The following is a 23760-nucleotide window of genomic DNA, read 5'->3' as shown; positions in this document are numbered from 1 at the left end:
CCGCATCTTAACTTTTATTACCAAAATCACTTTGTAAATACGTGGATTCCATATAGGAACGGGGCGTGGGCAGCACCCAGTCCCTAACGTTTTAAATTGGAGATAGACATGAAACAACCGTACTTAGTCGTTACTCACGCAGAAGGTTTCGAACCAGAATCATACCTTGTTTATGCCACGGACGAAGACATGGCATGGAATAGGCTCCTTCATTGGCTTGAAACCAACCAGTTGCTTGATGGAACGACCGAGCAATACCTAGACCATTGCAAACTATTGGATGACATGCACAGAACAGCAGTTGAAGCTCCGAATGAGGTATGTCAGTTCGATGCTACGTATGAAGCGCTGGATTTCGAGTTCTTAGAAGCATTCGCTCGTGATTCCCTGCCTGAAACGGAAGCCGCTGTTTTGTCGTCATTGATGGAAAAACTCAAAGCTGCTCATGAAGCTCGTTATTGCTAAGTGACACCTTGTTCGATTCTTTCTCTTAAGACCTTGGAGATCATGACATGAAAGTTGATGTATATCTGAACTTACATCGCTCCACCGATACGACGCGTGTGTATTCTATTCGGTCACGAGAGAAAGAGTCTTATGGAAAGGTGATTGGCTACTCTTCCTCAGTGTCATTGATTGACTGTGAGTTTGTCGTAAGCGAGAAGGGGCAAGCAAGGGTTAAACGAGAGCAATCAAAATTGGTGCATGCCGTCATCCGAGGTACGCTAATTGATTTTGAGCCTTTTGAAACAAACGCTGCGTCATATGTAGGCTATTGTCCCTATCAATCACAAGCTCCCCACTTTTATTGCATTGAAACGGCGAAATTCAGCTCATCTGAAAACAACACGCCGATCTATCGTGCTCTACGTGTTAACTGTTTGCCAAACTATGTGTTAGCCATTCAGTAACTACTGATGTTTGCTGGTGGCTTACATTCAAGGACTTAGGCAGTCGCATCGAAAGCACAGGCATATGTCATTGGACTCCCCCCATTTTAATTCACCTCCCCCCGTCTTTTTTTGTCCATTCAGAGCGGCAGGTATAGACTCATTCCAAGCAACTAAGTGAATAACACAAGGGATTGAACATGGAACAAGTAATTGCAGCACCTCAAACGAATCAGACCGATACAGCAGCGATATCAACAGTACCTAGTCAACAAGAACGTAATGAAAATCTAATCGCTCAGTTAGCCTTGGTTATTACCCTTAAAGGTCATGACTTCGATGGTATCCTTAATTTTGGTGCAGTAGAGGTCGCACCGACAAATGGGAAGCCCTTTCTTTTGGATGTCATCACGACTCATGGCTACAACGAGTTTAGTGAAGGTCAGCCGGTATTTAAGACTTACAGTACCTTTGAATCATTGACGGAAACCATATCGATGTTTTCAGACGACTATGACGCAGGACCGGACGATGAGGTGGCATGTTTGGTTAAAAATGTGGCGCGAGTCTGTGATATGCGTTTGGTGAACCTGACAACGGAGCAGACAATTGGAACGGTCGTACAAGACGATTCCTTGTAACACTTTAAGCAGGAATGAAGGCAGTCGATGTGGGTAGTCACGTCGATTACCTTGGATTAGCGAAGTTTAATATCAGGAAATTACTATGAAAAAATCATCTGTAGTACGTCACTTAACAGACCAGCAGCGAGCTGAAGCTGATGTCAAAACGGTATATCCTAATGCAGTTAAGGCAGAAAAAGACAAACTTGAGGTAGGACACATCCTATGCAATAGCTCTCGTGTTCCTTGCCTGATTGTCACCGAGGAGATGTTGGCTAGGGATGAGTTGAACATCGACTTCTTTTTTATCGTTGGACACACCCATGCTTCATACATTTACGATGGTTTAGTTTAATTCTGTTAAGGACGAAATGGATAGGCTCATTTTTTGAGGGCGAATCTCGATAGAAAATATTTTAAGCTGATCTTTCCATCATCATCAATAAAGGGAAAGGGGGCTCACCGTCTAAGACTGACATTGGTTCAATACGTATTTGCTGGTGGACTCCCCCATCCGTCATCACGACAACGTAATAGAATGCTCTTTGATGCAATACGAAGCCGTGGTCAGGCTTTCATTCTCCATTTCAAAATACCAATCACAATAGTTCTCCTGCTGATCTTGGCTCGCTTCGTCGAGCACTACTTTTAGCTCATCGCAGTTCATCGACGGACGTTCAAGCTGCTCTTCAACAAAGAGGTCTGGGCAAGAATGGATGATACGCTGTTTCACGTAATCGAATATGTAACCCAAAGCGTCGGCGTAATTGTTGGAGATGTACGGTTCCAGATCGTCGCTCGATACGCCATCAGACTTGCTTCCATGATGGTAGCTCGATGAGTACACGGTAATGGTTTGGCTCATGCTCTGCTCCTTGTTCTTGAATGACGGTTTATGTACCTGAACTTTCATTCTATGGCTGCACACTATTTTTCCCCCCTTTCGATCAATGTGTGTAGGGCATATATAACGCCAAACCCCAAATGGGGGGAGAAGGAAGTAAGGGGGTGGATACTGGAGATATCTAACGAACAGAGTGAGATATTTCATGCAAACATTTAAAGCGGAACTGCACTCGGCATTCACATCAAAGACAGTTGAATTTAAAACGGACAAAACAGGTCTAGCTCTAGTGAGGCTTGCTAAAAAAGAGCTCAATTGTACTGGCTATAAGCTACAACTTGTTGTTCATTCCGGTGACTTCAAGCAATGGGTGGCATCTGATTTCAGTATGACGTTAACCCCCATTCATTGATTTGGTGGTCAAGGTCGCGTCGCGTTAATTGAGAGCGCATCCAGAATAAAAGGGCTTTACGATGAGCAAGAAAGAGTGGGCTATTTTCAAGACGTGCCGGAAGCGTGATCAAGGTAATTGCGGTTCAGGCAACGTTGAGTTTGTTAATGTCATTGAAAGAGATTTGGGTATACATGTCAGTCGTGATGCGGCGGTGCGTGCCTTGGTTGTCAACTACTACCCTGAGCTCAACGACTCAGATATCGAGCACATTAAGAGGGTATCAAAAGAATTTCTAAGAGGGACAATGGGACACTACAAGATCATGACTTGCTAGGTAAAGGTCACTGATGTCTATGGTCCACGTTCAAAGAGCCCTGCAACGGCTTTCAGTGATGTGTGCGTCTTGTGATGTCATGGACTGAAACTGAAATGATATTGTCTGTGTGAGAGAACACTACATATTCTAACCCCTGCGTGCAGTCATGGGCAGGCAAGGCTCTTCCCCCCACTTCCCCCCGTAAATGCCTCAGAAACCCTAAATCATTGACCATCACCTGGTTCTGGGGGGAACGCATTTTGGACTGCGCATAATGAACCTGTCCTCAACAAAAAACAGGTTCTTACTATGTCTATCAATACAGCAACGAATACAGAAGAAAACACAGCAACGATTTATGAAGTCCTTGATAAAGCGAATCAGTTCACAGGCTTCGGCGTAAGACTGAACGGTCATGCGGCAGATGAGTTCGGTATTGATACCGATGAAAGCTTTGGCAATTCAGAAGAGGCTCATGACTTTGCAGAGCAATGCAAATATGAAGCGGGAGCGACCATTGTTTGGGCCTGCACAAAACCGTGGTGGGCATAGTATGAGTATTCAAGCGAGTCCCGAAATGGGGAAAATGATCTTTGTTAATCCCGAGCATATGCAGGGGGTCACGGTGACTGACCTTCCTGATGATAAATTGGCCGTCATAGAGGAAATAACAATTCCGAAGTTTTGTTATGACAACAGCGCTCTGGCTTTGAATTTACTGAATGCAGACAGTGTGGTTTACGGGGTTGCGATGGTCAATTGTAGCGGCACTTGGCTACCGGTAGAACACTGCTGGCTCAAACTGGCTAATGGCGACTATGTAGACCCTACCTATCAAGTATTGGCCAAACTTAACGAGCGAAAGTATGAATTTATCTATTACAAACTCTTTGAAATAACATCAGTTTTGATGAGTGAAATGAAACAGACTTATGGTGAACTGAATCGCTTTGTTGGCGTAGAGATGATGTGGTTCAGACGCTCGACGGAGTATCGACATTATTTTCTAGGTTGATAGTGGATGTCAGGGCCTTTTAGTGTGAATTATTATGCAGCTATATTCACTTGCTTGATTGTCATTCAGAGGATTTGGGGGTATAACCCCCGTGTATTTTTTAACCAAATCGGTGCCTAAGAAATCCAATTGCATAAACTGTGCATATTTTGACCTGCCATTTCCGTTCGATTTCTTTTCCCTACTTGGATCGATTGTCGAAATAATTTCCTGCATCACAAGCGACTTGTTCAGCTTGTAACCCGTTGTCATGCTCAATAACCGTTACATGGCAAAGCTTGTCCACTACAACCACATCGACCACTTTCTGACCATCTACCTCTCGAATATCTTTGACGTAACTCAGTGCCATAACCGCGACTTGCTGACCAAACTGAGCCACATCGAACTTTTGCACTACCTTTTTTAGTTCAGCAGCGGGATAGGGTTCTTTTTCTTCAGTAGCTACCACGTTCGATGCCGACATTATTAAAAGTGCTGATGCAATTAGCTTTTTCATCGTATTTTCCCTCTACTTCCGCTCGATTACTTTCCTTCACTGTCCTTCGATGACAACACATCTTCTTTCGATGACAGCTTGGATAACAACGAATAGGACGTAACCACAATCAAGGCATTATCAGTAATGGTATTAGTACCATCCCCATCTCTATCCAAAACGCACTGACACCTGTTTGTTCTGCTGTGAACTCAACTTGTGCATCCAACGCCTCTTGCATTGCTCCATGTGAAATTGTCATACCTATCTCCTATCTTCTGAATTGTATTCGCACTCGTGTTCCCAATGCGGCTTAGGCTAAAGCGTTCTGTGTTTGGTCTGTGAAGTTGAGAGCGGCTGTTGGGTCATGAGGGAATGGACGTGCTGGTCTTTTGAAGTACATATGACATTCGTCCATGATAACGATGGGCTTTCCCGCACGTTTGTTTTTAAAGAAGGCACCTCGGGGGAGTTGATCATTTGGGTGGAGTTTGTGCTGCCACTCTTTAAACGCTGCCGTTTTTAATCGATACGCCTTGTCTTGTTCGGCTTTTTTCATAATACGTTTTAGTTGTGCCGTAGTGGGGCTCATTTGTGTATGCAACATCGCAGGTTCCTCATCGTTAGTTTGTTAGTGAGTCGTCCAGCAATGACAATGGCCAAGCATACGACTCGATTTGTTGGAAGGCGACTTCAATGTTGTTATGCAGCTCTTCTAGGCCCATCGATTTAGCACAGCGCTCTTTGGTGACAAGGACATCTTCTAGTTTGGCCTCTGCTAAGGATTGTTCGAGATTATCTCTGGTAACCTGTTTGCCATGATTTAAGCAATTCTCTCGATACTCAGCCACCAGCACGATATCAGCTGGGTGAGCGGTAACCCAATTTTCAATGACTGACATCTCAAGGTGGTTTTTACTCGCCATGAGTTGACCTATTTGACCGAATGCTACGATGACTATCGTTACCAATATTGCGAGGACTGATTTAAGGGTAAGAAACGTGATTTTCTTTAGCATTATGCTCTCTCCAATTGAGGTGATATCCACTTATAACAATTAAGGCTCGACACAATTTCAATTAACCGCAGAGATTCCGGTATTTATTTGCATTAAAGTTCGGTGACTTGTGCATCTTCGATGTCCTCCCAGGATGTTGAAACAGGCTTGGGTTCGGATAGGACGTCGTAGGAGCCATCGAAACGCTGCTTGGCGGCATAACCGATGTAGAGCTCACCGATACGTGGTTTGTTGTGGGAATCACTGTATGGGTTGACTGGCTTATACGGTCGGTCATTGAACAGCATGCCTATGACTTCTCCGTCTTGGTCAATGAGCCCGAGAAATTTGTTGCCGTTGTAGTGAACAGGCACCGCTGTAACGGACATTGCACTTGTCGAGATTTTGATTTCGCCTTTGAGTTGTGTTGCCATGCTAACCCCAAGTTTCATTGGTGGAGATGTGACGTTCTTGTGTTTGGGTACTAGCGACCCTCTTGGCCGCTAGTGTATGGGTATTGGTGTCGTAATTCCTACGCGGCTAGTGGTAAAGCGTAGTTCAACGGGATGTGCTTGATGTTGGCTGAAACCAATGCTTTTGCTACTGGTGGACAAACAGAATTACCACAGCGTGCAACCTGTTTGGCTTTGCTGATTTTCTTTCCATTTTGGTCAAATTGAAATTGATAGTTTTTTGGGAAGCCTTGAGCTAAGAAGAGTTCATGAGGCTCTAGCATTCTCATGCCGATATCGAGCACTCGATAGATAGCACCGTGCATCTTAACCATGACTTCGCCCTGAACGACAACAAGCCCAAATCGCTCTTTGGTGGTTAACGTGTGAACTGGCGTATTGATGTCAGTGCCGAAATTCGAACCGAAATACTTAATGAGAAAGCTGTTGACGATCCCTAAATGATTGCCACCTGCGCTCACTGTATGAGCCGGTTCACTCACGGTATGCCCAAGGTTGGTGCCTCTCATCTTAATAACGTGACTGGTAGTAACTGTGTCCACGTCTTCACCAAAAAGGCGATCATATTCAGCGCGTGTTCCTCCCCACTTCTCCGTTGACTGAATCCACTCTTCATACGTAGGAATGATGGATTTTTCGACGTTCGCTGTGACCAGTGCGTTGTGGTCGACGCCTGTAATGGTCGCTAGAGGATCATCGATACTCGCGCCAGCACAGCCCGTAAAGTGCTTGGCCATGAATGCTAACAGCTCTTGTTTATTGTCCTTAACCGATGTCGAGTCACTGTTCTGCTCGTTGGGATAAGCTTGCTCTAAATCGGCTGAAACGACTGCAAAATGACCCCCTTTGACCTGAGCGCAAATGGTTCTTAATGGCTCATCGATTGGCATATTGCGTTGACTGCTCGCATTGGCGTGTTCGGTAATGAATGGTCGTTGGTTTTTGTGTTCGACGATATAAGGCGCATCAGAATCAAAAACGAATTTTTGTAAGCCCTTCGCGATTCGAGCCATGGTTTTCTCTACCAATGGCTTTTTACGATTGAATATGGATTTTACAGGGATAGTCCAATCAATCACGTCGGCAGCAACCTTTTGTGGGGCTAATTGTTTATTGATTGCTGGATCACCGTGAGTGACTTCTGGCCATTCAATCGGTTGTCCGTCATTTCTCATGACCATAAACAAACGCTTTCTAATTGTTGGTGCGCCATAGTCACTTGCCACGAGTTCGCGGAAATCTACGTCGTACTTAAGCCCTTTGAAGAGTTTAAGTTTCTGTTTGATGTTGTATTGAATCCCGCATGCCTGTACGCACTCTCTCCATGAAGGGTCACGAGGAGATAATCCGACAGTGAGGGCTTTGATGAAATCTTCGAATGTCTCTCCCTTACGGTCAGGGTCTGGTCGCCAGTCGCCGTTGTCGTCTTGCAATAAGGGACCCCATGTACGGAATTCCTTAACGTTCTCAAGAAAGTTAACGCGGATTGGAACACGAAGCGCCCATTTGATGACAACCCAAGCTAACCCACGAATTGCTTGATTGACGGGCGTACCTCCTTTTGCAATGGAAAAATGGGTACAGTCGGGTGACCACCAAGCTAATCCAATCGAATTTCCGCCACTACGAAGCAAGGCTTCTTCTGGGTCCACATCCCAAATGTCCTCACAGTAATGCTGTGCATTGGGGTGGTTCATCTTGTGCATCTCGATGGCATCTAAATTATGATTGATCGCGATGTCTACAGAGCACCCTAAAACTTGCTCGATACCTGTACTGGCACCACCGCCACCAGCGAAAGAATCCAGTGCGACTTCGCCAGCTAATAAGCCAAAGGCTTTCCCCATACTTTTTGTTACTTGGTTTTTGTTCATTAGGGTTCCCATGGCTTACCTCCAAGTGGGCATTGTTTAATTGGCTGTTGCTGAGAAAAGGTCAGCAGTTGAATGAACAATTTAGCGCCCAATCTTCGGCTATCCCCCCGTTTCGTTGCACAGGGAGCATCAACCGATGAGTCGAATCATTTTAGGGGGGAGGGAAGGGAAGGGAAGGGTTCAGCATGAGCACAATTCATGATGAGTACTCACTCTTAAAGCCGTACTGTCTACTCGCTATGGCCGTAGGCTGTTATTCGCGGTCTAAGCGGGAGCAGGCTAATTGAAAACTCTGAACGCAGTCCTAGTGCGTCAAGACATGGAACAAAAAGCAATATTTAAAGTGGGACCGCAAACGCGATAAGTGCGACCCACACTTTAAATACTTTATTCGCTGTGCTCACAACGCAAGGCGTTCAAAAACGATACCCAAAGTCGGATAACATACTTTTAAACCATTCGTCGGACATGTCCCCAGGATCTTTGCCTGATGGCAAGGATACGGTTTGGTGCGCGAACCGAGCCAGTGTTTGGCCTGCCTCATCACCATCACATAATGCAACGACATGGAAAGGCAGTGTGTTTAGCCACTCTTTCAGGTGCTTCGGATTATTTCCTAGAACGGCCAATGCATTTACGCCAAGTCGATGTAAAGGCACAACATCGAAGATGCCTTCTGCGAGAAACAGCACTCGTTGTTTCAGATCCAGTTGCTCGACGCCAAATGCAGCAAGGCTGGTGGCCATATGTTCTTTCGACACATATGTGAAATATCGTGCTTGCTTACGGTGATCGGGTGCTGTGTGTTTTGGGGCAAACGGTCGGTACTGTTGATAACCAACGAGTCGTCCGGTTAGTGACCATAATCTAAATACAAAACACAACAACCTCAGTGTCGACATGTAGCCCCGAATATAAGTCAGGCATCAAGCGTCTCTCTTTTAAATGTGCGTACATCACTGGGTGTTTATCACTCATATTGACCTCCGATTGTGTTGTGTATGTCTATTACGATCGTCATTAAAGCCGCCGTGTAAAACTCAGCCCCCCGTTTGGCACTCTATCTATTGTCAGGGTTGCACGCTCATCCAGATCGGGGGGAGCCGCTGTCATCACATTTTATGATTGGCCATAACTTATGTACCAAACATAACTTGGAGATTGACGATGATTAACTCTATCCAAAGCGATATTCAAAAGTTCACTGAAACAAGCAGTATGGAGCTCTACTTATCACTGGCTTTGTCTACCTGCCATCTCACCCAAGAAGACTCTGAACGCTTGAGCTTATTGAGTCAACAAGATGGCCCCGTTAACGCACACGTTTTAGAGCGTGAGTATGGTTACTTCATTAAGCTGCAAGCCGCTGACCCCGATGTCGTAATGAACACCGAAGCTCGAACGCTCAATAATATCGACGGGATGAGTGACGCCTTCAATCAAATCATGGCTTGGGCAACCGGCAACCGCATCGGCTTAATTGAATTCGACCGAGACGCAAATCAAATCCCTTTGTTTGAAACATTCGAATGGTAACTGCCAATTCGCTTAACCATTGGTGTACAGCCTAATGGTTTCTTTCCACCTATGCACACAACCCAACTACTAACTAATACCACTAAGGTGACGATCATGACAGACACAATTCCAATGCAAGACATCGACACAGCACCACAGACCCAAGACTTATTAACGCTAGGGGAACTTAAAGCCTTCATTGATGAGGCAATAGCGAACGGGAGTTCAGAGGCGACCCCTGTATATAACACGGGTATTGAAGGTGTTTCAGTGAGGCTCAATGACGCTGGTGGTCTGTGTCTCGACGAATACGGATACGAGCTCGACTAATACTGAGGTGACATATGAGCATTATTTTGTTTAGCAGCACGCATCATGGGGTATTACGTACCACATTTTCGAAACAGAGCTATCGAAGTCGTGCCATTTACATGATCATCGATGACAAGCCACCTCGGTTTGTCATCAATCACAATGTGTCGTTGGACAGTGGTCGTGTTGTACCTATCGATAACCTTGAGTGTGTGAAGCGTATGACTCAACAGTTGGTACAGACTCAAGGGAGGTTCTTCGCGCTACATGGTAAGTTCGATGATCCGTTTGCCCTGTTGTCGTATATGCAGAAGTACCAGCTGACTTTCTCTGAAGACTCCCGACATCTCAAGGTAGCGGTATCGAGTGAAGGTTTTACTGACATCCGTGGCAACTTAGAGCAGCAGTCTTGTGCTTTCAGTTATCGGTTCTATTGCGATGACACGCTAGGAGAATGGCTAGAAAGGGCGCTTTGCGTTGATCCCAATACGATGAAGCATTGGGAGAGAATCGCATGAGCACACCACTTAAGAACCAACTTCACAAGGTCATTGAAGGGATGCGATATCAATTTGGGACGCATTCCTTTCTCGACATGTTCATTGACCATTGGTGTTTCTTGCACACGAACATGTACCCACCAAGCGAGGTGGTGATGGGGCAATTAAAAGCACCGGATGTCGAGAAGGATTGTCAGTTGATGACTCACTTGATCACGACATTGGCCGTTGAAGGCGGAGAAACGGATGTATTAGGGGATTTGCTGTCGAAGTACTCTAGCTTGGCGAAAAGTAATGACTTTTTTCCAACGCCGATAGAGTTAGCAAAACTGATGGCCGGTTTGAATCGCGGTAGTGTGAAGACGGATGGAGAGTCAATTTCCCTTTATGAGCCTTGTGTTGGCTCTGGTGCCATCACCTTGTCTTTCATTGAGAATGAATACTTTAATAACCTCGATAAGCCAAGCCCATTGGCGCACTTGTCTGTTTGTGTCGAAGATATTTCTGGGTTGCTGTGCAAAGCGTTCTTCATTCAGTTACTTCTAAAACTACAATATCTCGAACAGGCTGGTGGTAAGCCTGCACTTCCTGATAGCGTGTCCATACAGCAGATCGATGTCATTTCTAGAAACACAAGTAAGGTTCAATTTTACTTGGAGTCACCGAATCGCACAGGATAATACCTGGCGCAATTGAATAGAAAGAGTGGCGGGATAGACAAATATAAAGCCCAATCATTGTAATCGATGATTGGGCTTTACGCGTTCAGTCAATGAAGTGTAACGATTGAACTCGAATCTTCTGGTGCATATTGGACTAACCAGTTTTTGTATATGAAGTAGGATGAGACAGTGGATACATACTCATCGTTCTTCACGGCCCACTCCTGATAGGAGAGGTTTAATGAAGCGGTTTTTTTAGCTGCGCAGTATTCTGCTTTTAAAAAGGCAGTAAGGGATTCGAAACTGAAGTCTCGGATCTGGTAATGTTCCAAAAACATAATGATATTTTCATCAAACGTTTCAAATGGATTCGATGTGGTGTTTAGCTCGTGCGTATGATGTAGTTGCATAATATTAACTTAGTCTTCTTATCTTTTTGTTAAACCAGACTTACGTATGGCTATAAATGTTTAGGAAATGTTGAGACTTACACCCCTTTACTTTTAATCGGATATATCAACTTGTTTGCAACGTTTGACGTGGTTAGCTTTTTTCTTTGTTCAGTGCCTTATACAAAAGGCTTTACCCATCTTTCATTCAAGCTTTGAATGGTTGTGAGTGTTATATCTATTTTTTGTTATGTGATTATAGCATTCATTGTAAAGTCGTTTGCTTTACTAATGATATTGAACTTCCGTCCATGTAAAACAGTATGCAGATGAGTTTGGTTCAAAATGTCAATTAACGGAAAGAATTTGAAGACTTAGTATAAATTTTTGAATAAAGGTAACAATATAGCGACCGTTATAGTTCACCCGAGAGTTTCTCTAAGTCGTGTACTCCATTTCCTAACGCCATTTTAAGTGTTTTGTGTCATAGCACTCATATGCATTAATATCTGTTTACCAAGCAAGACAGCTTCCATCAAGAAAATAAGGTATAATTTGGACTCATTCTCATAAAAGAGACAGGGCGGATTTTGGTAATCCCAACCTTACTTCCGTTTTTCAGTGTGATGATGAAACAAACCGATTTCGTTTCATGAAATTAAACCTCAAACCAACTACGGTTACCCCCCGTTTAATCCATGAACCCTTTTGAATGCTTGGACGATTCATACATCGGGGGGATACGGGCAAAAGGACTTACATAATACTCCCATCCACACAATGAGAGAGGTAATTATGGAACGTTTTAAAGTTGTTGATTCAATTTCTAAGTCGTTAGATCGAGGTGAGGCCACGTTCATTATGACTGCCAGCCCAAAGGGTAATGATTATGTGTATTCTGTTGGTCTATCCGTCAGCACGGATAATCAGTTCGAGATCGCCCTCACGGGTTTAAGTCCAGATCAAATGCACTTCTTTGGTAATCATTTTGCTAAACACCTCAAAGAACGTGTGATTGAATTAGATGAGCCTATCACTTATGTTGAAGAGGTATTCAATGTGCCGGTTGCGTTGGTTAAAGTGTCTCAGGACTGTATGCTCGATGGGACGTTCACTGTCGCTGAAACCACACTGGGTATGAATGACAAGCAAATTCCGATGTTTCAACTGGTTTTACCCGATCCCAATGGCCGCTTTCCATGGCAAGAGGGCGTTGATGCAAAGTGGAAGTCATATCAAAGTATCTTCTTCGATGTGGCTCAATTTGAAAAATTGTATAACTAAATACTGGCAAAGTCGTGTCACCATGATTCGACTGGTATTAGACCAAGGATGGACACTATAAATCAATGAACAGCTATGTAATTCCATGTAGTAAACGGGCGGGATCTTATTATATCCAGATCCCGACTGTTTGGTCTGATAAGCCACTTCTAAAAGAGTACTTTTCCAGTTCCCGATATAAAAACCCCGAAAGGGCTGCACAGCAACAGGTGAAAGCGTTATTGGCTCGCATCTACGGCGACAGACGCGCTTTATTGATACATTCGAACCCACAATGGGTACAGAAACTTAAATATGGGTGCCAAGTGTCGGTAAGAGAATCTAGGCTCCATTCTAGAGGAAAAACCTACGATGCCTTTGACTTATCTTGGACCGAATTTTCATATAATGAACATGGGAAGTGGTCGTCCAAACGAAAGAGAACGTCAAGGATGTTTAATGCAGTGAATAAAGTAGAAATCGCCCACAAAGTATCTTTATTTATGGCCGAAATTCGTGCAGAGACAACGGCCAGTATCCTTCATGAATCGGCATTAAATTTTGAGTATGACCTGAGTGAGTCTACCCACCCCGAGAGTTAAGAATCGAGAGGGTGGGAAGTCATTCCACAGAAATTGGAGTGACAGAAATAGAAAATATCTGTTCGTACCGCTGCCTATTTAAAGCTCGGTTTCTCCGCTATACAAAAGAACCCCATTCTCACCTTAGAGCAGGCTTCCAAAAAAGCTTCTGCTTCGTCTCGACTGACCGTGTAATTATGAACATGGAGCGCTTTGTAATGAGTAGGAGTGATCACGTCAAAATGCTTCAGTACCCAGTCGGGCATCAAACACTTAATTGAGCGTTTCATGGTATTGATCCCACCACCTTTAGCGCCAAGCTCTTTCATTTTGTTTTCTAGATATTTTCCTTCTGCAACAATCGCGAGAATGCGCTCATCCGGTGTTTCAAGTGAGTAATGTGGGATTTGAACTAAATGCTGGTGGTCTGAGTGACCATTTTCGCTGGGCAGTTGGTTTTGGTTAGGCTGACCCGATAAGTATCGTTGTAGCTCAACTTCAGGTGAAAAGTTTACCATTTCTTTGTGGTGCTCAGTAAGATCCCCATCAATCAGTCCCCGTGATTCGTATAGGCGTTTTAACTTATCAGCCACTTTCTTGCAGCATTCCGCATCGAACTTATTCGTTTCATGGTCCGTGAGAGACACTTTGTGCAAAATGGTATGTGCGTCAGCTGCTGTGTCGCTGTCGAAAGATACAGGACGAAGATGTTTCAAACTGAGCTCACCGGCGTGTGTATCATTTTCATTTCCTGTTTTCTTATTACTCATAATGACACCCAACTGCATTAATATTAAATAATAAAATCTTGAGAGTTTTCAACATAATAATTAATAGTAATTAAGGGTTTTAGTATTGGCAAATCACCAAATAAGATATTGCTGTTTACCGAATTATGTGCATAACCATGACTAATGTAAGGTAATTTATAGATAGCTTTTTTGTATGTTTTTTGTGTCTACATATCAATGACTTGCATTTCACATATACACAAGCATATGATTTTGTTGACTGAAATTCTGCTTAGGTTTGAATCACGTCACATTTATTGGGAAGGGGTTTATCGATGAAATGCCTTTACATCCTCTCAACAAAAGTGCAACACACTTCACAGTTTGAATTCCCAGTTACCGATTCTAACTAGAGTGACGACGCATCCGAGATAAGAAATTTCCCATTTACCCTGCCTGTCTTTGCCTGATTTTCATTACCATATTATGTTATCGCATACGGGCGACGTCTATTTTTTGCCACCCCTCCACCAACGACGAACCGACGTTCTTGCACCACCTTGCCAGCAGAAGAGGAGTGTTGATTGTCTTTCATTGAACAACCAACACTCCATTTGTCTATCTAAGCTCCATCTCGCTGCCTGAGTCTAACTTCATGGCAGTTTTCGCTAACACCTCAGCCCAGAAATCGGAACTCAGGAGCTTCATCATGCTGAACTTAGGCTTGGTGTAGTTCTGTATGTCCGTCACTTGGTACTCATCACGCAGATTTTCACGGATCTCGAAATGGGTTTGAATGTCGTCGGCAAATCCGATTTCAACGGCCTCTGAACCTGTCCAAATGTAACCAGTGAAGATGTCCGGGTTGTCTGTTTCCAATTTCTCGCCACGACCTTCAATTAACGCTCCTTTGAACTCCTCAAATAATGGCTGGAGGACATGTGACTCTATGTGCTCTGTTGCTTCAGGGTTCTCGGGTAAAAACGGGTCCAGCAAGGCTTTGTTTTTACCCGCTGTGTATGTCCGTCTTTGAACTTGAAGTTGTTGAATGAGTTTGTCGAATCCCCAGGTATCCATTCTGACACCGACACTGCCGATCAACGAGTTTTTATGGGCATACACTTTGTCTGCCGAGGAGCTGATGTATAAACAAGCCGACGCACACATTTCACCTATCGAAAAATAGACCGGCTTATTGGTAGTTTCTCTCATGGACATTAAAGTCCTATGTAATATCTCGGCCTGCACTGGGCTGCCACCTGGTGAGTTCGCTTCAATCAAAATGGCATGAGCCAATGGATCTTTCATGGCTTTTCTTATGCTTTCTGACAGGATAGTTCCATCAGCTGTCGGACTGCCTCTCTCTACGGCTCCCTCCAGTTGTATGAGCGCTATGTGCGGAACCGGCATGTTGAAATAGTGACTTCGGTATATGGTTTGACCGACCGCGAACAACACACCAAAAACAATGAAACCAACCTTAATCCGATTTAGGTTGTGAATAGACCGGTATCGCTGCGTAAACTCTTTGAGGTTTTCTCTCAATGACTTTGGTTCTTGATTCTTCTTTTTAAATATCCGCATGTTATTGATTACCTATGTCTGTTTAAAAGCGTTGGAATTCACGCATGATCGTGGTGGTTAATAGGATGCATAAACCAATGAAAAATAGGGGTAAATATCGCCAGAATCCGCCATCAATGATGGGGACAACAAGGAAGACCCATAGTGAAAAGAGAATGATGAATATCATGCGAAAGGCCATTGCCGCTATTTTCACGTTGTGCTGTGTAAAGGCGTAGATTCGCTTACGATATTCGTAGTAAGAATCACTCATGAACGCGAAGATAAGCACCCCGCCTAAAAGAAGCCATTCCATGAGTACGTTCAGTCGAAGTATGCTGCGATACCACCACATCTTTGTGTTATCCACCAGCCGCTCTGATATGCCTGCAATAAAGACCCCGGACCCATTTGTTTTTTCAGGTTTGATATAAAATCTATCAATGACATTGGAGATGCCCGTATCGACCATCGTCGTCTGGTATTGACCGTTTACACGGTCGAACACTATTTCTGATTGCTCTTCGGTCATTGTCGACTGAACAATGGACACCTCATCGATGACGTCGGCTCTAAATTGCTCCGCTGACATACCAAACCAGCAATACAACAAAGAAAAGAACCAGATCATAAACCCCAGCCTTACCCACGGGTTTAGTATCGAGACACCATCACCGAGTAGGGCTTTGTTACCTTCGTCGATAAAAGATTGGGTATCATGCGCCATGAGCAGCCTCCAATATCTTTTCAGGTTTGAGTAACAGGTCTAACAAATTCACCGAGCGAGGATCTTCGAAGGCGTAGGGTGCGATACCCATTGTATTGAGTTCAGGACGACCGAAGAGTTGAGGGAGCAGTAACAGGCTCAGTTGGCGACAATGTTTCTCGCTCTCTGAGGTTAGTTTTCTGTCAATGACTTCCATGCAACATACGCGGCTGGACGTAGCAAAGTCTGAAAATGAACAGCGAATCGGGTCCCAGATTAGGTCGCAGCCTGCCTTTGTGTCTTCTGATGTGACCATGACTTTGAACAGTTCTGAGGTTCGGTCAAACACTTTCAAAAAGATGTGCTTGAAGGCGACTTCCTTGCCGTGTGTCTCATAATGCTCATCCCATGTGTCGGCCATCTCTCGCAATACCACGTCAAGTAAGAGTTGTTCTTCTCCTTCATTGAAAGAAGCTGGCACAACGTCACCGAATAACCTCACTACTCGCATTTGAACCTCACCAAGAGACGGCCAAATAAACGCTTGATAATTCAATCGCTCGCTCAACTCTTTATCGATCGTTCGATTCAGATAAACGCTGGCAGTAATTTTTTTGAATTTGGTCGATACTTTCATAATCTTTCCTTAACGTGGCTCTACAGGCAGGCGGAGTAGGGTTTTATTTCCATTTGAGAAGCTGCATATAGCTTGCAAATTGGGTAAGGCCGATACCATGAACGGTGGAAATAAACTGCGCTCTTCTGATGACTCACGTACACCAGAACCTGAATTGAATGAAGAGACGGAATCTTGTGTTGAGGCGCTGTTTGAAATCATCTTTTGATGCTTTCTTAGATCGGCTGCCCCCATCTTTTCTGATACATATTCACGAGTTACTTTGCCTTCACATCGCATGGCGATGGTATTGGCACACAGCTCGGTTATCCTATCGGCGGTCGCTTGCGAGGTTTTTTCTACGATGTCGGGCATGGACTGTGTACTTAAGTACAGTTCGTATTTGGACTGACGACCGACGGCGAGTAAATTCAGGATTGGATCATTAAGTGCGTTATGGGCTTCATCGACCATAAAGCAAACCTCTGGCTCTTCTCCTGTACCAAAGTTATAACGTTCAGCTGACGATGCCGCTGCAGCTGCCGACACAAGCTTCGATAAGGTGCCTGAAATCACTGGGTCTGTTAAACCGTCTGTGGCGCAGTACAGCACTCCACCTGTGTTTGATAACTCGCGTAAATTGACGACGTTCGGTTGGTTGTCCGATAAATTATTTAAATCAGGGGACAACAATGTATCTAGAGGCGCCGAGCAAAGTTGTTCCAGAATTGCATTCAGTGAGCCAGTTTTGGTGCTCACTTCAGACGATTTTTTATGGAAGGCGTCAATGATCCCTGAAAGTTGAGAGCAAGGTTTGTCTTTAGCCATGACATCGGAATAATACATGATCATATTTTCAAGCCAGTCTTGCGAGCCCATGGCTTTGATGCGACCGTTCATTTGGGCTTTCCAGTCCACACCTATTTCTTGACTGAAGTACGTTTCACACGTTTTCTCTACCAGACGTACTAGACCTTCACGCAGATAATAATGAAGGGTACGAAGTGTGAGTCGTTCACCGATGTATTCCGCTGCCTGAGTAATTTGGTTTACACGTTCCCAACAGAATTGTTTAAAGACTTCCCCAGAAGAGCCGCCCGTTGGAATACATTCAACGACACGGGTTGCCAGTTCCGATGTTCGGTTATAGTTGGCTAGGCAATCAACAACGACAGATTCAGATGGCCGTGCGGGGGCAAAATAGTAGAACTGGTCCCCTTTACCCTGACGCTCCATCTCTGCTTTCAACCCATTTCGCATTTCCGGCGTATTTTTTGGGTCGATGATGATGAGCAAGCATTTTCGCTTTGACCACAGTTTGTTTAATGCGATTAACTTTAACAACGTTGTTTTGCCTGAGCCTGGAACGCCGTAGATGATTGTGTGTGCGCGGCCTACATCATAATGCACAGTCACATCTTTCTCGTTGCCCAAGGCCATGAGGAATGGCTCCCCACCTAATGCTTCGTTCAGATCAGGGTTATAGGGGATCAACTTCCTTAAATATAAAGGCACTTTTTTGTCGCGGCGTGCAGAAGGGAGGGCATTGATTTTATACATATTGATGGCGTGCTCTGGCCCCCAATTAAAGCCGGTCCCTAAGTACATACGGTCTTTGTATTTCTCTGCCTTCTTTCGAGTGTCTTCCAAAGACTCTATATCCAGTTTGTTCGAACACAATCGAGCCTGCATCTTTAGAATTGGCCATGCTTCAGAAGATCGTTTGGCGGCCATGACAAAGCTGGTGGCCATACCTAGCCCTGTCAACATCACCGTATCGGGAGCCGGTGTCTCAGTGAATAGGTTGTACAATGCTTGATATCCACCAGCGACACTGAAAAAAGCACCCGAAGCCAGCCATGCGCGAGCTTGTTGTATCTCAAACACTTCACGGAAGTAGTCTTGAATATCGTCATACAGGGGTTTTGTCTTTGACTTAAACATCAGAAGCGACTCCATTAGCAATTAAGTTCAATTCTTTGGCGAGGTTTGAATCTAAAATTAACTTCTCTTGCTCGCTGTTAATGGTGAGCTTTCCTGCAAAGAAATCGAGGTTATCCATACGCTCTGGCCTACCATAGTCATTGAAATTTTTAATTTGATCTAAGAACAGTTTTTCGCCCACACCGAACAGTTCTGCGAAGGCTTTGACGCAACTGCTGTCCAACTTGATGTGCTCTGTCGCGTCAATGCCCAATATTTTTCCTGGTTCTATGTCATCTCCGAAGCGGTCAAAAAAGGCCGTCGTATTCATTTCCATGTTGGTCATCTCTACAAGACAAAGAACCCACGTTTTGTGCGCGTAGATCGCATTTCTTGAGCTGTAGCTGACAATGGAATCACCATCGGTCTTACCATTGGATAGCGCCCATGCCATCACATAACATAGGGTTCTTAGGTCTTTATCAGACACATTTTTTAAAGCGGAAGCTCTTTGCTGTGCTTTCTGTGTTTGGGACTTACGCCCTTTAGCTGCGGTGGCTAGAGGTTTGGACGACGGTGCCTGAACCGGTTTGTCGTCAGCTGCGTTGATGTTCATGCCATCCCATACACTAGGTGCCGCATTGTTTTCTTCCACCGACTGATTTGTTTCATTTTCGAACACGATTGTTGGCCCACTTGTCTTTGACGGTGAGTTTGCCTTTGTGGTGTTCGTCTTAGTCGCTGCTTTTTTCGTCGCTGGCTTTTTCGTTGCTTGAGGTTTGGGTGCTGGTTTCTGTGCAGGGACGTTGTTTTGAGCAGGAACGTTTTTCTGTGCAGGAACGTTTTTCTGAGCAGGTGTCGCTGTTGCTGGCTTCCCATTGTTGCTCGTGTTGGCCGGTGCTGGTGCTGTTGCATTGATCTGCTGCGGGGTCGTTGTCGGTGATTGATTTTCAGCAGCTTGCATGAGTTCTTCAGGTGGTTTTGGTAGCCCCGGCAAATTCAACGAACGAGCTTTATTACGATTTACTTGGGAGCCTTGTTCTGGGTCCAAGTTATAAAGGGTCTGAAATGGGTTATCTTTTGGCTCGGTATAATCCAAGCTGCCTTTGGCGTCGATTGTTAAGCGTTCGCCCATGCTAGAAAATTCGATGTAACAGTCTTTAAGGTTAGGTGGGCGTAATTCACCTTCGAAGACCAAATCTGGATAACTGATACGAACGATATCAACTTGTCGCATCTTCCCTTGCTTCGCTGTAAATGTGAGCCTCACAAAGTCTGACTCTTCATGCATCGGCTCCACAATACCTAGCTCTTCCATCTCCTGAACTACGATACCAATGTTGGATTCAATTCTGGCTAGGTGCCCCGAGTTGCTAGAATTAGCGTTCATGTGGCTGATGATGTCTTGCACGCCATTTCGGTAATCGAGGTATACCTCCCCATCAATGACATACATGCGAGCACCGATTTCATTGACTTTGTTCCAACGGTTTTTTCGTAAATCTCGGATGGCCGAGATAATGCCGTGACTCTTACCGGCTTTACGCTGTCCGATGAGTTTGTGGAATTGGGTTCTACGATCTCGTTCGGCACTGAGCGCATCGGCACGGCGCAATGGTTTCTCGATATACCCTTCCTTACGGGCATAGTTCTGCAGCGCGTCAATGATTGGTCCTGAAAGGTTATCGTTAGATTGATATAACCAGCGCTTTGCTGTGTCACTCAGTACTCTGTCTAATAACAGCACTGACAGCTTCTCATGGTAATGATTAGCACGGCGTGGATTCCAGCTAACGGTGTAGCGGTCAATACCATATCTTTCACTGAATTCGTAAATGGTTTCAATTTGTGGGTTCCAAGTGGTATCCAGCTCTTTCCCCGAAACCCTCATGTCAGAAATGACTTTCCCTGCATCATGCAACAAACCTGTTAACCATGCGGCAAAGCGCCATCGCGGTTCTCGTAGCATCTCCTCATCTTGGAATCCGATAGCCAAAGGTCGAGAGCCCTTCGACATTCTTAAGGTCATTAAGGCAACATCTAATGAATGACGAAGTAGGCCGCCAACTTCATTGTGATGATGGTACTCACTAGCAGGCAGTAGGTGGAAAAATGAAATCACAGAACGGATCGCATGCATGTACGTGTTCATAAAGCATGGAGTCAGGCTTTTATCTGTACCTTCGAGCATGCCTACGGCAAGGAACGTTTCCTTAATAATGCCTCTATAAGCGAATAAAATGTCCCCCTCCGTTAAGACAGGGACACCATCTGGCGTCGGCGGGTATTTGATCATGCTTGCGACTTCTTTCTGCAAGCGAGTGATCTCCTGCTGCTGCTTCAAAATAGTTTCACTGGCGAACTCCTCATGCAGCTCACCAGTTTTCAAGCGTAATTTCTCTTTTACGATAATTGCACTTTGAGTTAATTTTGATCTGACGCCATCAAACATTCGCATTAAGCTGATTCCTGTAGTGACTCATCGGATTTTTGAGTTATTACGGCTTGAATTTCTTCCGCACTCAGTGGGTCTTCGTCTTCGCCTAATATCTCAGCGCCACCAGCATGAATATCCACCGGTTCTGCTTCTTGCTCAGTTTCAGCTTCATTCAATGGAGCCGACACGTTATCTGGCTGCTCATCGGTGACCTCTTCAACCACCTCTACTGGTTTCAACTTTTGATTGATTTGTTGATTAACGCGTTGGTGTGTTGTGCCGCGACCAGTGTCTAGCGAGCGAAGTTGGTTGGTAATACGGAACACGTCGTTAGAGAAGCGCGACATCGTAGAAGCGAGTTTGATTTTCGCGTACTTGTAACGTTCTTCGTCGACATCGCCTACCATCCAAAGTACTTCCATGACCGCCATCGAGTTGTCGAACTTTCGAATGACCTGCAACACACGTTGGAAGACAGGGTGGGTCACATCGATGACGACTTTGTGGTTATCTGGTACTTCGATTTCAGGAAAAGGTACATTGCGATTTTGTTTGCGGTATTTACGCTTCACTGCATCAGCCTGTCTTGCAAACTCACCTTGACCTTCTTCCAAATGTTCAAAGTTGGTTTCAAAGATAGACACTACCGCATCACGGTTTTCATCGTTGTCTTCGGTGGACTCGTACAGCGTCGCAATTCGTTGTGTTGCGCCAACCAATTGACCGCCTTTTTGACCTAAGTAGCGGTACATTGTCTCGCTTCGACACACGATTGAAACGGGGATGTGGCGTCGCATTTGCTTAAATTCAGCCATGGTGATTCTCCTTAGAGATTGATGAGTTCTGGGTAATGGTCAGCGATGACCTTTTCTAGCTCGCCTATTTTTCGGTTGTATTCCCTGCTTAGTGGGAGCCCTCTATCTGCAATGAAAATGCTGAGTAATACGCGTCGTTCCTCTCGAAGCGTTTTATAGCGCTCCCTTAATCCGAGGTAACGTCGTGTGGGTGGACTGATAATTTGCTTAAATGTTAGGAACTGCTTTAATTCCCAATCCCTCATGTATTTTTTACATTGTGATTTGGAAAAAGGGTGGGTCAGCACTTTGTAGGGAATCTTGTTCTCTGACTTGTTCTCGTACTTCGTCGCGAACTTAGGAATTTCATAGTATTTCTCTGAATTCGGAATCTTCTTATCGGGATCAAAGTGATACGCCTTCTTTTTTGTTGTTTTGTTTAAGCGGCTCATGTCACGCATTCGAAGTTCAAAACACATCACCTTCTCCCAACCGTCCCTGTCTTTGGTGTAATACTTAGTCCCAATCAGTACATGGCCTGTATTGGCGAACGTGCTTCTACGGTGGTAAGAATTGTCTTTGATAATTGTATGGTTCTGTTCGAGCTGAGGTTTTCGGTAATACTTGTCAGCCAAGTCTTCCATTTCGGCTATAAGTTCACCGGCTTCGGCATAGACCGCCTTCAGTTCCATTGCATTACGTTTTAGGTTCTTGGTGATCAAACCCAATTTTAGACCTGCATGGATATCGTCTTTTTTAACCTGAACATCAGCCTCAATGTCCTCAGTAAGAACATCAAGTTCGTCTGTTTGAACGTCAAGGACATCCGTCTGTTCATGCATAAACCCTGTCTCCTTCCCAAATGGGGTATTGGTTGATACTGCATGAATTAAATCGACGTTTTTTCAAATAAGGGACGAATTTTCGCTAATAGATTTCAGAATTGCTTTTCGAATAGGGCAGGTCTGCGGGTGTTTTCGTTGGTATGAACAATGGTTCAATCATGAATGTCGTAGCGACGAATTTGAATTTGTTTAGCCTAACGCTTTGTCTCGTTATGACAGGGAAGGGGGACTAGACATGACCAGCGTTCGTGGAATTCACGATTTGAGCTCGTGCAGTCGCTCAACTCAATTTCTCTGAATGACATTGGAACTAATGACTTTCCACCAGCTCCTCGGCTGGGAACCGGCGGATGACCAGCCCCAAGAATTTCTTCCGGCGCAGATGTCGATTCCCATGTCTTGCACTGACACGGGATGATGTGTTCCGGCACCAGCGCCGGTTTATCACCCGAGAACCTGCTGGTCACGAGTATCACCTGGGCCTCGTTGGTATGAAAATTATCAAACTCAATGTCATTGCCTGACACTGAATGCAATAAACCTGGCACCAGCTCCTCGGCTGGCCAGCGCCCTGGTGTTCGCTCCGGCGTAGATTTCGATTCCCACATCTTTGAATGACATTTCAGTTGCGAGCCAGCCACCAGCGCTCAGTTTTCTGCTGGTCATCAGGACCTCGACGTTATCTACCTCTTGGACAGGCAATGGGAGATGAACATTTCTGGGACGAATGTACTCTTAGGCTTTTTAATCAGGCCATGACTAGCAATGGTGTCCGTGGCTTAAGAATTGTCAGTATGTATTCAGTAAGCTCAAATAGAAATTAATGGTCGGTAAGTAAACTTCCATCTTAAGCACAACCCCAACATCTTAGCCTGACTGTCGGTATTCTGATCAGGCAGAGCGTCGGTTTTTCACCCGAGAACCTGCTGGTCACCAGGCGATGCTGGTAGCAAAAACTGAAATTCAATGTCATTGCCTGACATGGGATGGCATGACGCAGCACCAGCGCCGGTCT

29 protein-coding genes are annotated in these 23760 nt (G+C 44.8%); 13 read left to right on the top strand and 16 right to left on the bottom strand.

Going from position 1 to position 23760, the window contains the following annotated elements; all coding sequences use genetic code 11:
* The first annotated feature begins 108 nt into the window (after positions 1-108).
* The 4 genes from AB6D80_RS19095 to AB6D80_RS19080 all read left to right on the top strand — a co-directional run bounded on the left by AB6D80_RS19095 (position 109) and on the right by AB6D80_RS19080 (position 1868).
* Positions 109-465, top strand: a complete 357-nt coding sequence (locus AB6D80_RS19095; RefSeq protein WP_081230231.1) for a hypothetical protein — start codon at positions 109-111, stop codon at positions 463-465.
* A 47-nt stretch (positions 466-512) separates the two neighbouring features.
* Positions 513-911 carry a hypothetical protein gene (locus AB6D80_RS19090; protein ID WP_081230230.1) on the top strand — a complete coding sequence of 133 codons (399 nt, stop codon included), beginning with the start codon at positions 513-515 and terminating at the stop codon, positions 909-911.
* A 179-nt stretch (positions 912-1090) separates the two neighbouring features.
* On the top strand, positions 1091-1531 hold the full coding sequence (locus AB6D80_RS19085) for a hypothetical protein (protein WP_086715004.1): 441 nt from the start codon (positions 1091-1093) through the stop codon (positions 1529-1531).
* Between the two features lie 85 nt (positions 1532-1616).
* The gene (locus AB6D80_RS19080; protein ID WP_081230228.1) at positions 1617-1868 is read left to right on the top strand and encodes a hypothetical protein; all 252 of its coding nucleotides are present in this window, start codon (positions 1617-1619) and stop codon (positions 1866-1868) included.
* A 165-nt stretch (positions 1869-2033) separates the two neighbouring features.
* Here AB6D80_RS19080 and AB6D80_RS19075 read toward each other — a convergent pair whose 3' ends face one another.
* Positions 2034-2378, bottom strand: coding sequence for a hypothetical protein (locus AB6D80_RS19075; protein ID WP_081230227.1), 345 nt, complete (start codon positions 2376-2378; stop codon positions 2034-2036).
* 184 nt (positions 2379-2562) lie between these two features.
* On the opposite strand from AB6D80_RS19075, the gene AB6D80_RS19070 reads away from it, so the two are divergent.
* From AB6D80_RS19070 to AB6D80_RS19055, 4 genes are all read left to right on the top strand, one after another.
* Positions 2563-2769 carry a hypothetical protein gene (locus AB6D80_RS19070; RefSeq protein WP_372189282.1) on the top strand — a complete coding sequence of 69 codons (207 nt, stop codon included), beginning with the start codon at positions 2563-2565 and terminating at the stop codon, positions 2767-2769.
* A gap of 61 nt (positions 2770-2830) precedes the next feature.
* Positions 2831-3085, top strand: a complete 255-nt coding sequence (locus AB6D80_RS19065; RefSeq protein ID WP_081230225.1) for a hypothetical protein — start codon at positions 2831-2833, stop codon at positions 3083-3085.
* Between the two features lie 291 nt (positions 3086-3376).
* Positions 3377-3619, top strand: coding sequence for a hypothetical protein (locus AB6D80_RS19060; protein ID WP_081230224.1), 243 nt, complete (start codon positions 3377-3379; stop codon positions 3617-3619).
* A gap of 1 nt (position 3620) precedes the next feature.
* Positions 3621-4082: a hypothetical protein gene (locus AB6D80_RS19055; RefSeq protein ID WP_086715005.1), complete on the top strand. Its 462-nt coding sequence runs from the start codon at positions 3621-3623 to the stop codon at positions 4080-4082.
* 181 nt (positions 4083-4263) lie between these two features.
* Here the strand turns inward: AB6D80_RS19055 and AB6D80_RS19050 are convergent, their stop codons facing one another.
* From AB6D80_RS19050 to AB6D80_RS19020, 7 genes are all read right to left on the bottom strand, one after another.
* A complete protein-coding gene (locus AB6D80_RS19050) occupies positions 4264-4581 on the bottom strand; it encodes a hypothetical protein (protein ID WP_086715006.1) in 318 nt (105 codons plus the stop codon).
* Positions 4582-4690: 109 nt separating this feature from the next.
* Positions 4691-4822, bottom strand: a complete 132-nt coding sequence (locus tag AB6D80_RS19045) for a hypothetical protein (RefSeq protein ID WP_261901431.1) — start codon at positions 4820-4822, stop codon at positions 4691-4693.
* 51 nt (positions 4823-4873) lie between these two features.
* Positions 4874-5167, bottom strand: a complete 294-nt coding sequence (locus AB6D80_RS19040; protein ID WP_102367728.1) for a hypothetical protein — start codon at positions 5165-5167, stop codon at positions 4874-4876.
* Between the two features lie 16 nt (positions 5168-5183).
* Complete coding sequence (locus AB6D80_RS19035; protein ID WP_086715008.1) at positions 5184-5579, bottom strand: hypothetical protein; 396 nt, start codon at positions 5577-5579, stop codon at positions 5184-5186.
* Positions 5580-5671: 92 nt separating this feature from the next.
* On the bottom strand, positions 5672-6010 hold the full coding sequence (locus tag AB6D80_RS19030; protein ID WP_150330747.1) for a hypothetical protein: 339 nt from the start codon (positions 6008-6010) through the stop codon (positions 5672-5674).
* A gap of 80 nt (positions 6011-6090) precedes the next feature.
* A complete protein-coding gene (locus AB6D80_RS19025) occupies positions 6091-7905 on the bottom strand; it encodes a DNA cytosine methyltransferase (protein WP_198595699.1) in 1815 nt (604 codons plus the stop codon).
* A 416-nt stretch (positions 7906-8321) separates the two neighbouring features.
* Positions 8322-8651 carry a toprim domain-containing protein gene (locus AB6D80_RS19020; protein ID WP_372189278.1) on the bottom strand — a complete coding sequence of 110 codons (330 nt, stop codon included), beginning with the start codon at positions 8649-8651 and terminating at the stop codon, positions 8322-8324.
* 421 nt (positions 8652-9072) lie between these two features.
* Here AB6D80_RS19020 and AB6D80_RS19015 point away from each other — a divergent pair, with 421 nt between their 5' ends.
* From AB6D80_RS19015 to AB6D80_RS18995, 5 genes are all read left to right on the top strand, one after another.
* Entirely contained in the window at positions 9073-9441 is a 369-nt protein-coding gene (locus tag AB6D80_RS19015) for a hypothetical protein (protein ID WP_086715010.1), read from the top strand.
* A gap of 96 nt (positions 9442-9537) precedes the next feature.
* On the top strand, positions 9538-9753 hold the full coding sequence (locus AB6D80_RS19010; protein ID WP_081230214.1) for a hypothetical protein: 216 nt from the start codon (positions 9538-9540) through the stop codon (positions 9751-9753).
* Positions 9754-9767: 14 nt separating this feature from the next.
* A complete protein-coding gene (locus AB6D80_RS19005) occupies positions 9768-10253 on the top strand; it encodes a hypothetical protein (RefSeq protein ID WP_272237505.1) in 486 nt (161 codons plus the stop codon).
* A complete protein-coding gene (locus AB6D80_RS19000; protein WP_086715013.1) occupies positions 10250-10915 on the top strand; it encodes a hypothetical protein in 666 nt (221 codons plus the stop codon). Before AB6D80_RS19005 ends, AB6D80_RS19000 begins: the two co-directional genes overlap by 4 nt.
* A gap of 1166 nt (positions 10916-12081) precedes the next feature.
* Positions 12082-12570, top strand: a complete 489-nt coding sequence (locus AB6D80_RS18995; RefSeq protein ID WP_158094634.1) for a DUF4262 domain-containing protein — start codon at positions 12082-12084, stop codon at positions 12568-12570.
* A 655-nt stretch (positions 12571-13225) separates the two neighbouring features.
* On the opposite strand, the gene AB6D80_RS18990 is transcribed toward AB6D80_RS18995, so the two are convergent.
* The 8 genes from AB6D80_RS18990 to AB6D80_RS18955 all read right to left on the bottom strand — a co-directional run bounded on the left by AB6D80_RS18990 (position 13226) and on the right by AB6D80_RS18955 (position 22742).
* Positions 13226-13900, bottom strand: coding sequence for a hypothetical protein (locus AB6D80_RS18990; protein ID WP_086715020.1), 675 nt, complete (start codon positions 13898-13900; stop codon positions 13226-13228).
* A gap of 579 nt (positions 13901-14479) precedes the next feature.
* Positions 14480-15445, bottom strand: a complete 966-nt coding sequence (locus tag AB6D80_RS18985; protein ID WP_081230207.1) for a S49 family peptidase — start codon at positions 15443-15445, stop codon at positions 14480-14482.
* A gap of 22 nt (positions 15446-15467) precedes the next feature.
* On the bottom strand, positions 15468-16151 hold the full coding sequence (locus tag AB6D80_RS18980; protein WP_081230206.1) for a DUF4400 domain-containing protein: 684 nt from the start codon (positions 16149-16151) through the stop codon (positions 15468-15470).
* Positions 16141-16767 carry a hypothetical protein gene (locus AB6D80_RS18975; protein WP_081230205.1) on the bottom strand — a complete coding sequence of 209 codons (627 nt, stop codon included), beginning with the start codon at positions 16765-16767 and terminating at the stop codon, positions 16141-16143. The genes AB6D80_RS18980 and AB6D80_RS18975 overlap by 11 nt, the downstream gene beginning before the upstream one ends.
* Before the next feature lie 9 nt (positions 16768-16776).
* Positions 16777-18690: a conjugative transfer system coupling protein TraD gene (gene traD / locus AB6D80_RS18970; RefSeq protein ID WP_372189274.1), complete on the bottom strand. Its 1914-nt coding sequence runs from the start codon at positions 18688-18690 to the stop codon at positions 16777-16779.
* Entirely contained in the window at positions 18683-21127 is a 2445-nt protein-coding gene (mobH, locus tag AB6D80_RS18965) for a MobH family relaxase (protein ID WP_372189272.1), read from the bottom strand. Before mobH ends, traD begins: the two co-directional genes overlap by 8 nt.
* Positions 21127-21921 (bottom strand): hypothetical protein, encoded by a 795-nt coding sequence (locus AB6D80_RS18960; protein ID WP_081230202.1) that lies wholly within the window; start codon positions 21919-21921, stop codon positions 21127-21129. Before AB6D80_RS18960 ends, mobH begins: the two co-directional genes overlap by 1 nt.
* 11 nt (positions 21922-21932) lie before the next feature.
* Complete coding sequence (locus AB6D80_RS18955) at positions 21933-22742, bottom strand: hypothetical protein (RefSeq protein ID WP_102367737.1); 810 nt, start codon at positions 22740-22742, stop codon at positions 21933-21935.
* Positions 22743-23760: the final 1018 nt, after the last annotated feature.

This window comes from Vibrio sp. 10N.247.310.17 (assembly GCF_041466605.1).
In the GTDB taxonomy this organism is placed as follows: Bacteria; Pseudomonadota; Gammaproteobacteria; order Enterobacterales; family Vibrionaceae; genus Vibrio; species Vibrio tasmaniensis_A.
This window is presented reverse-complemented; position numbering and strand designations above follow the sequence as displayed.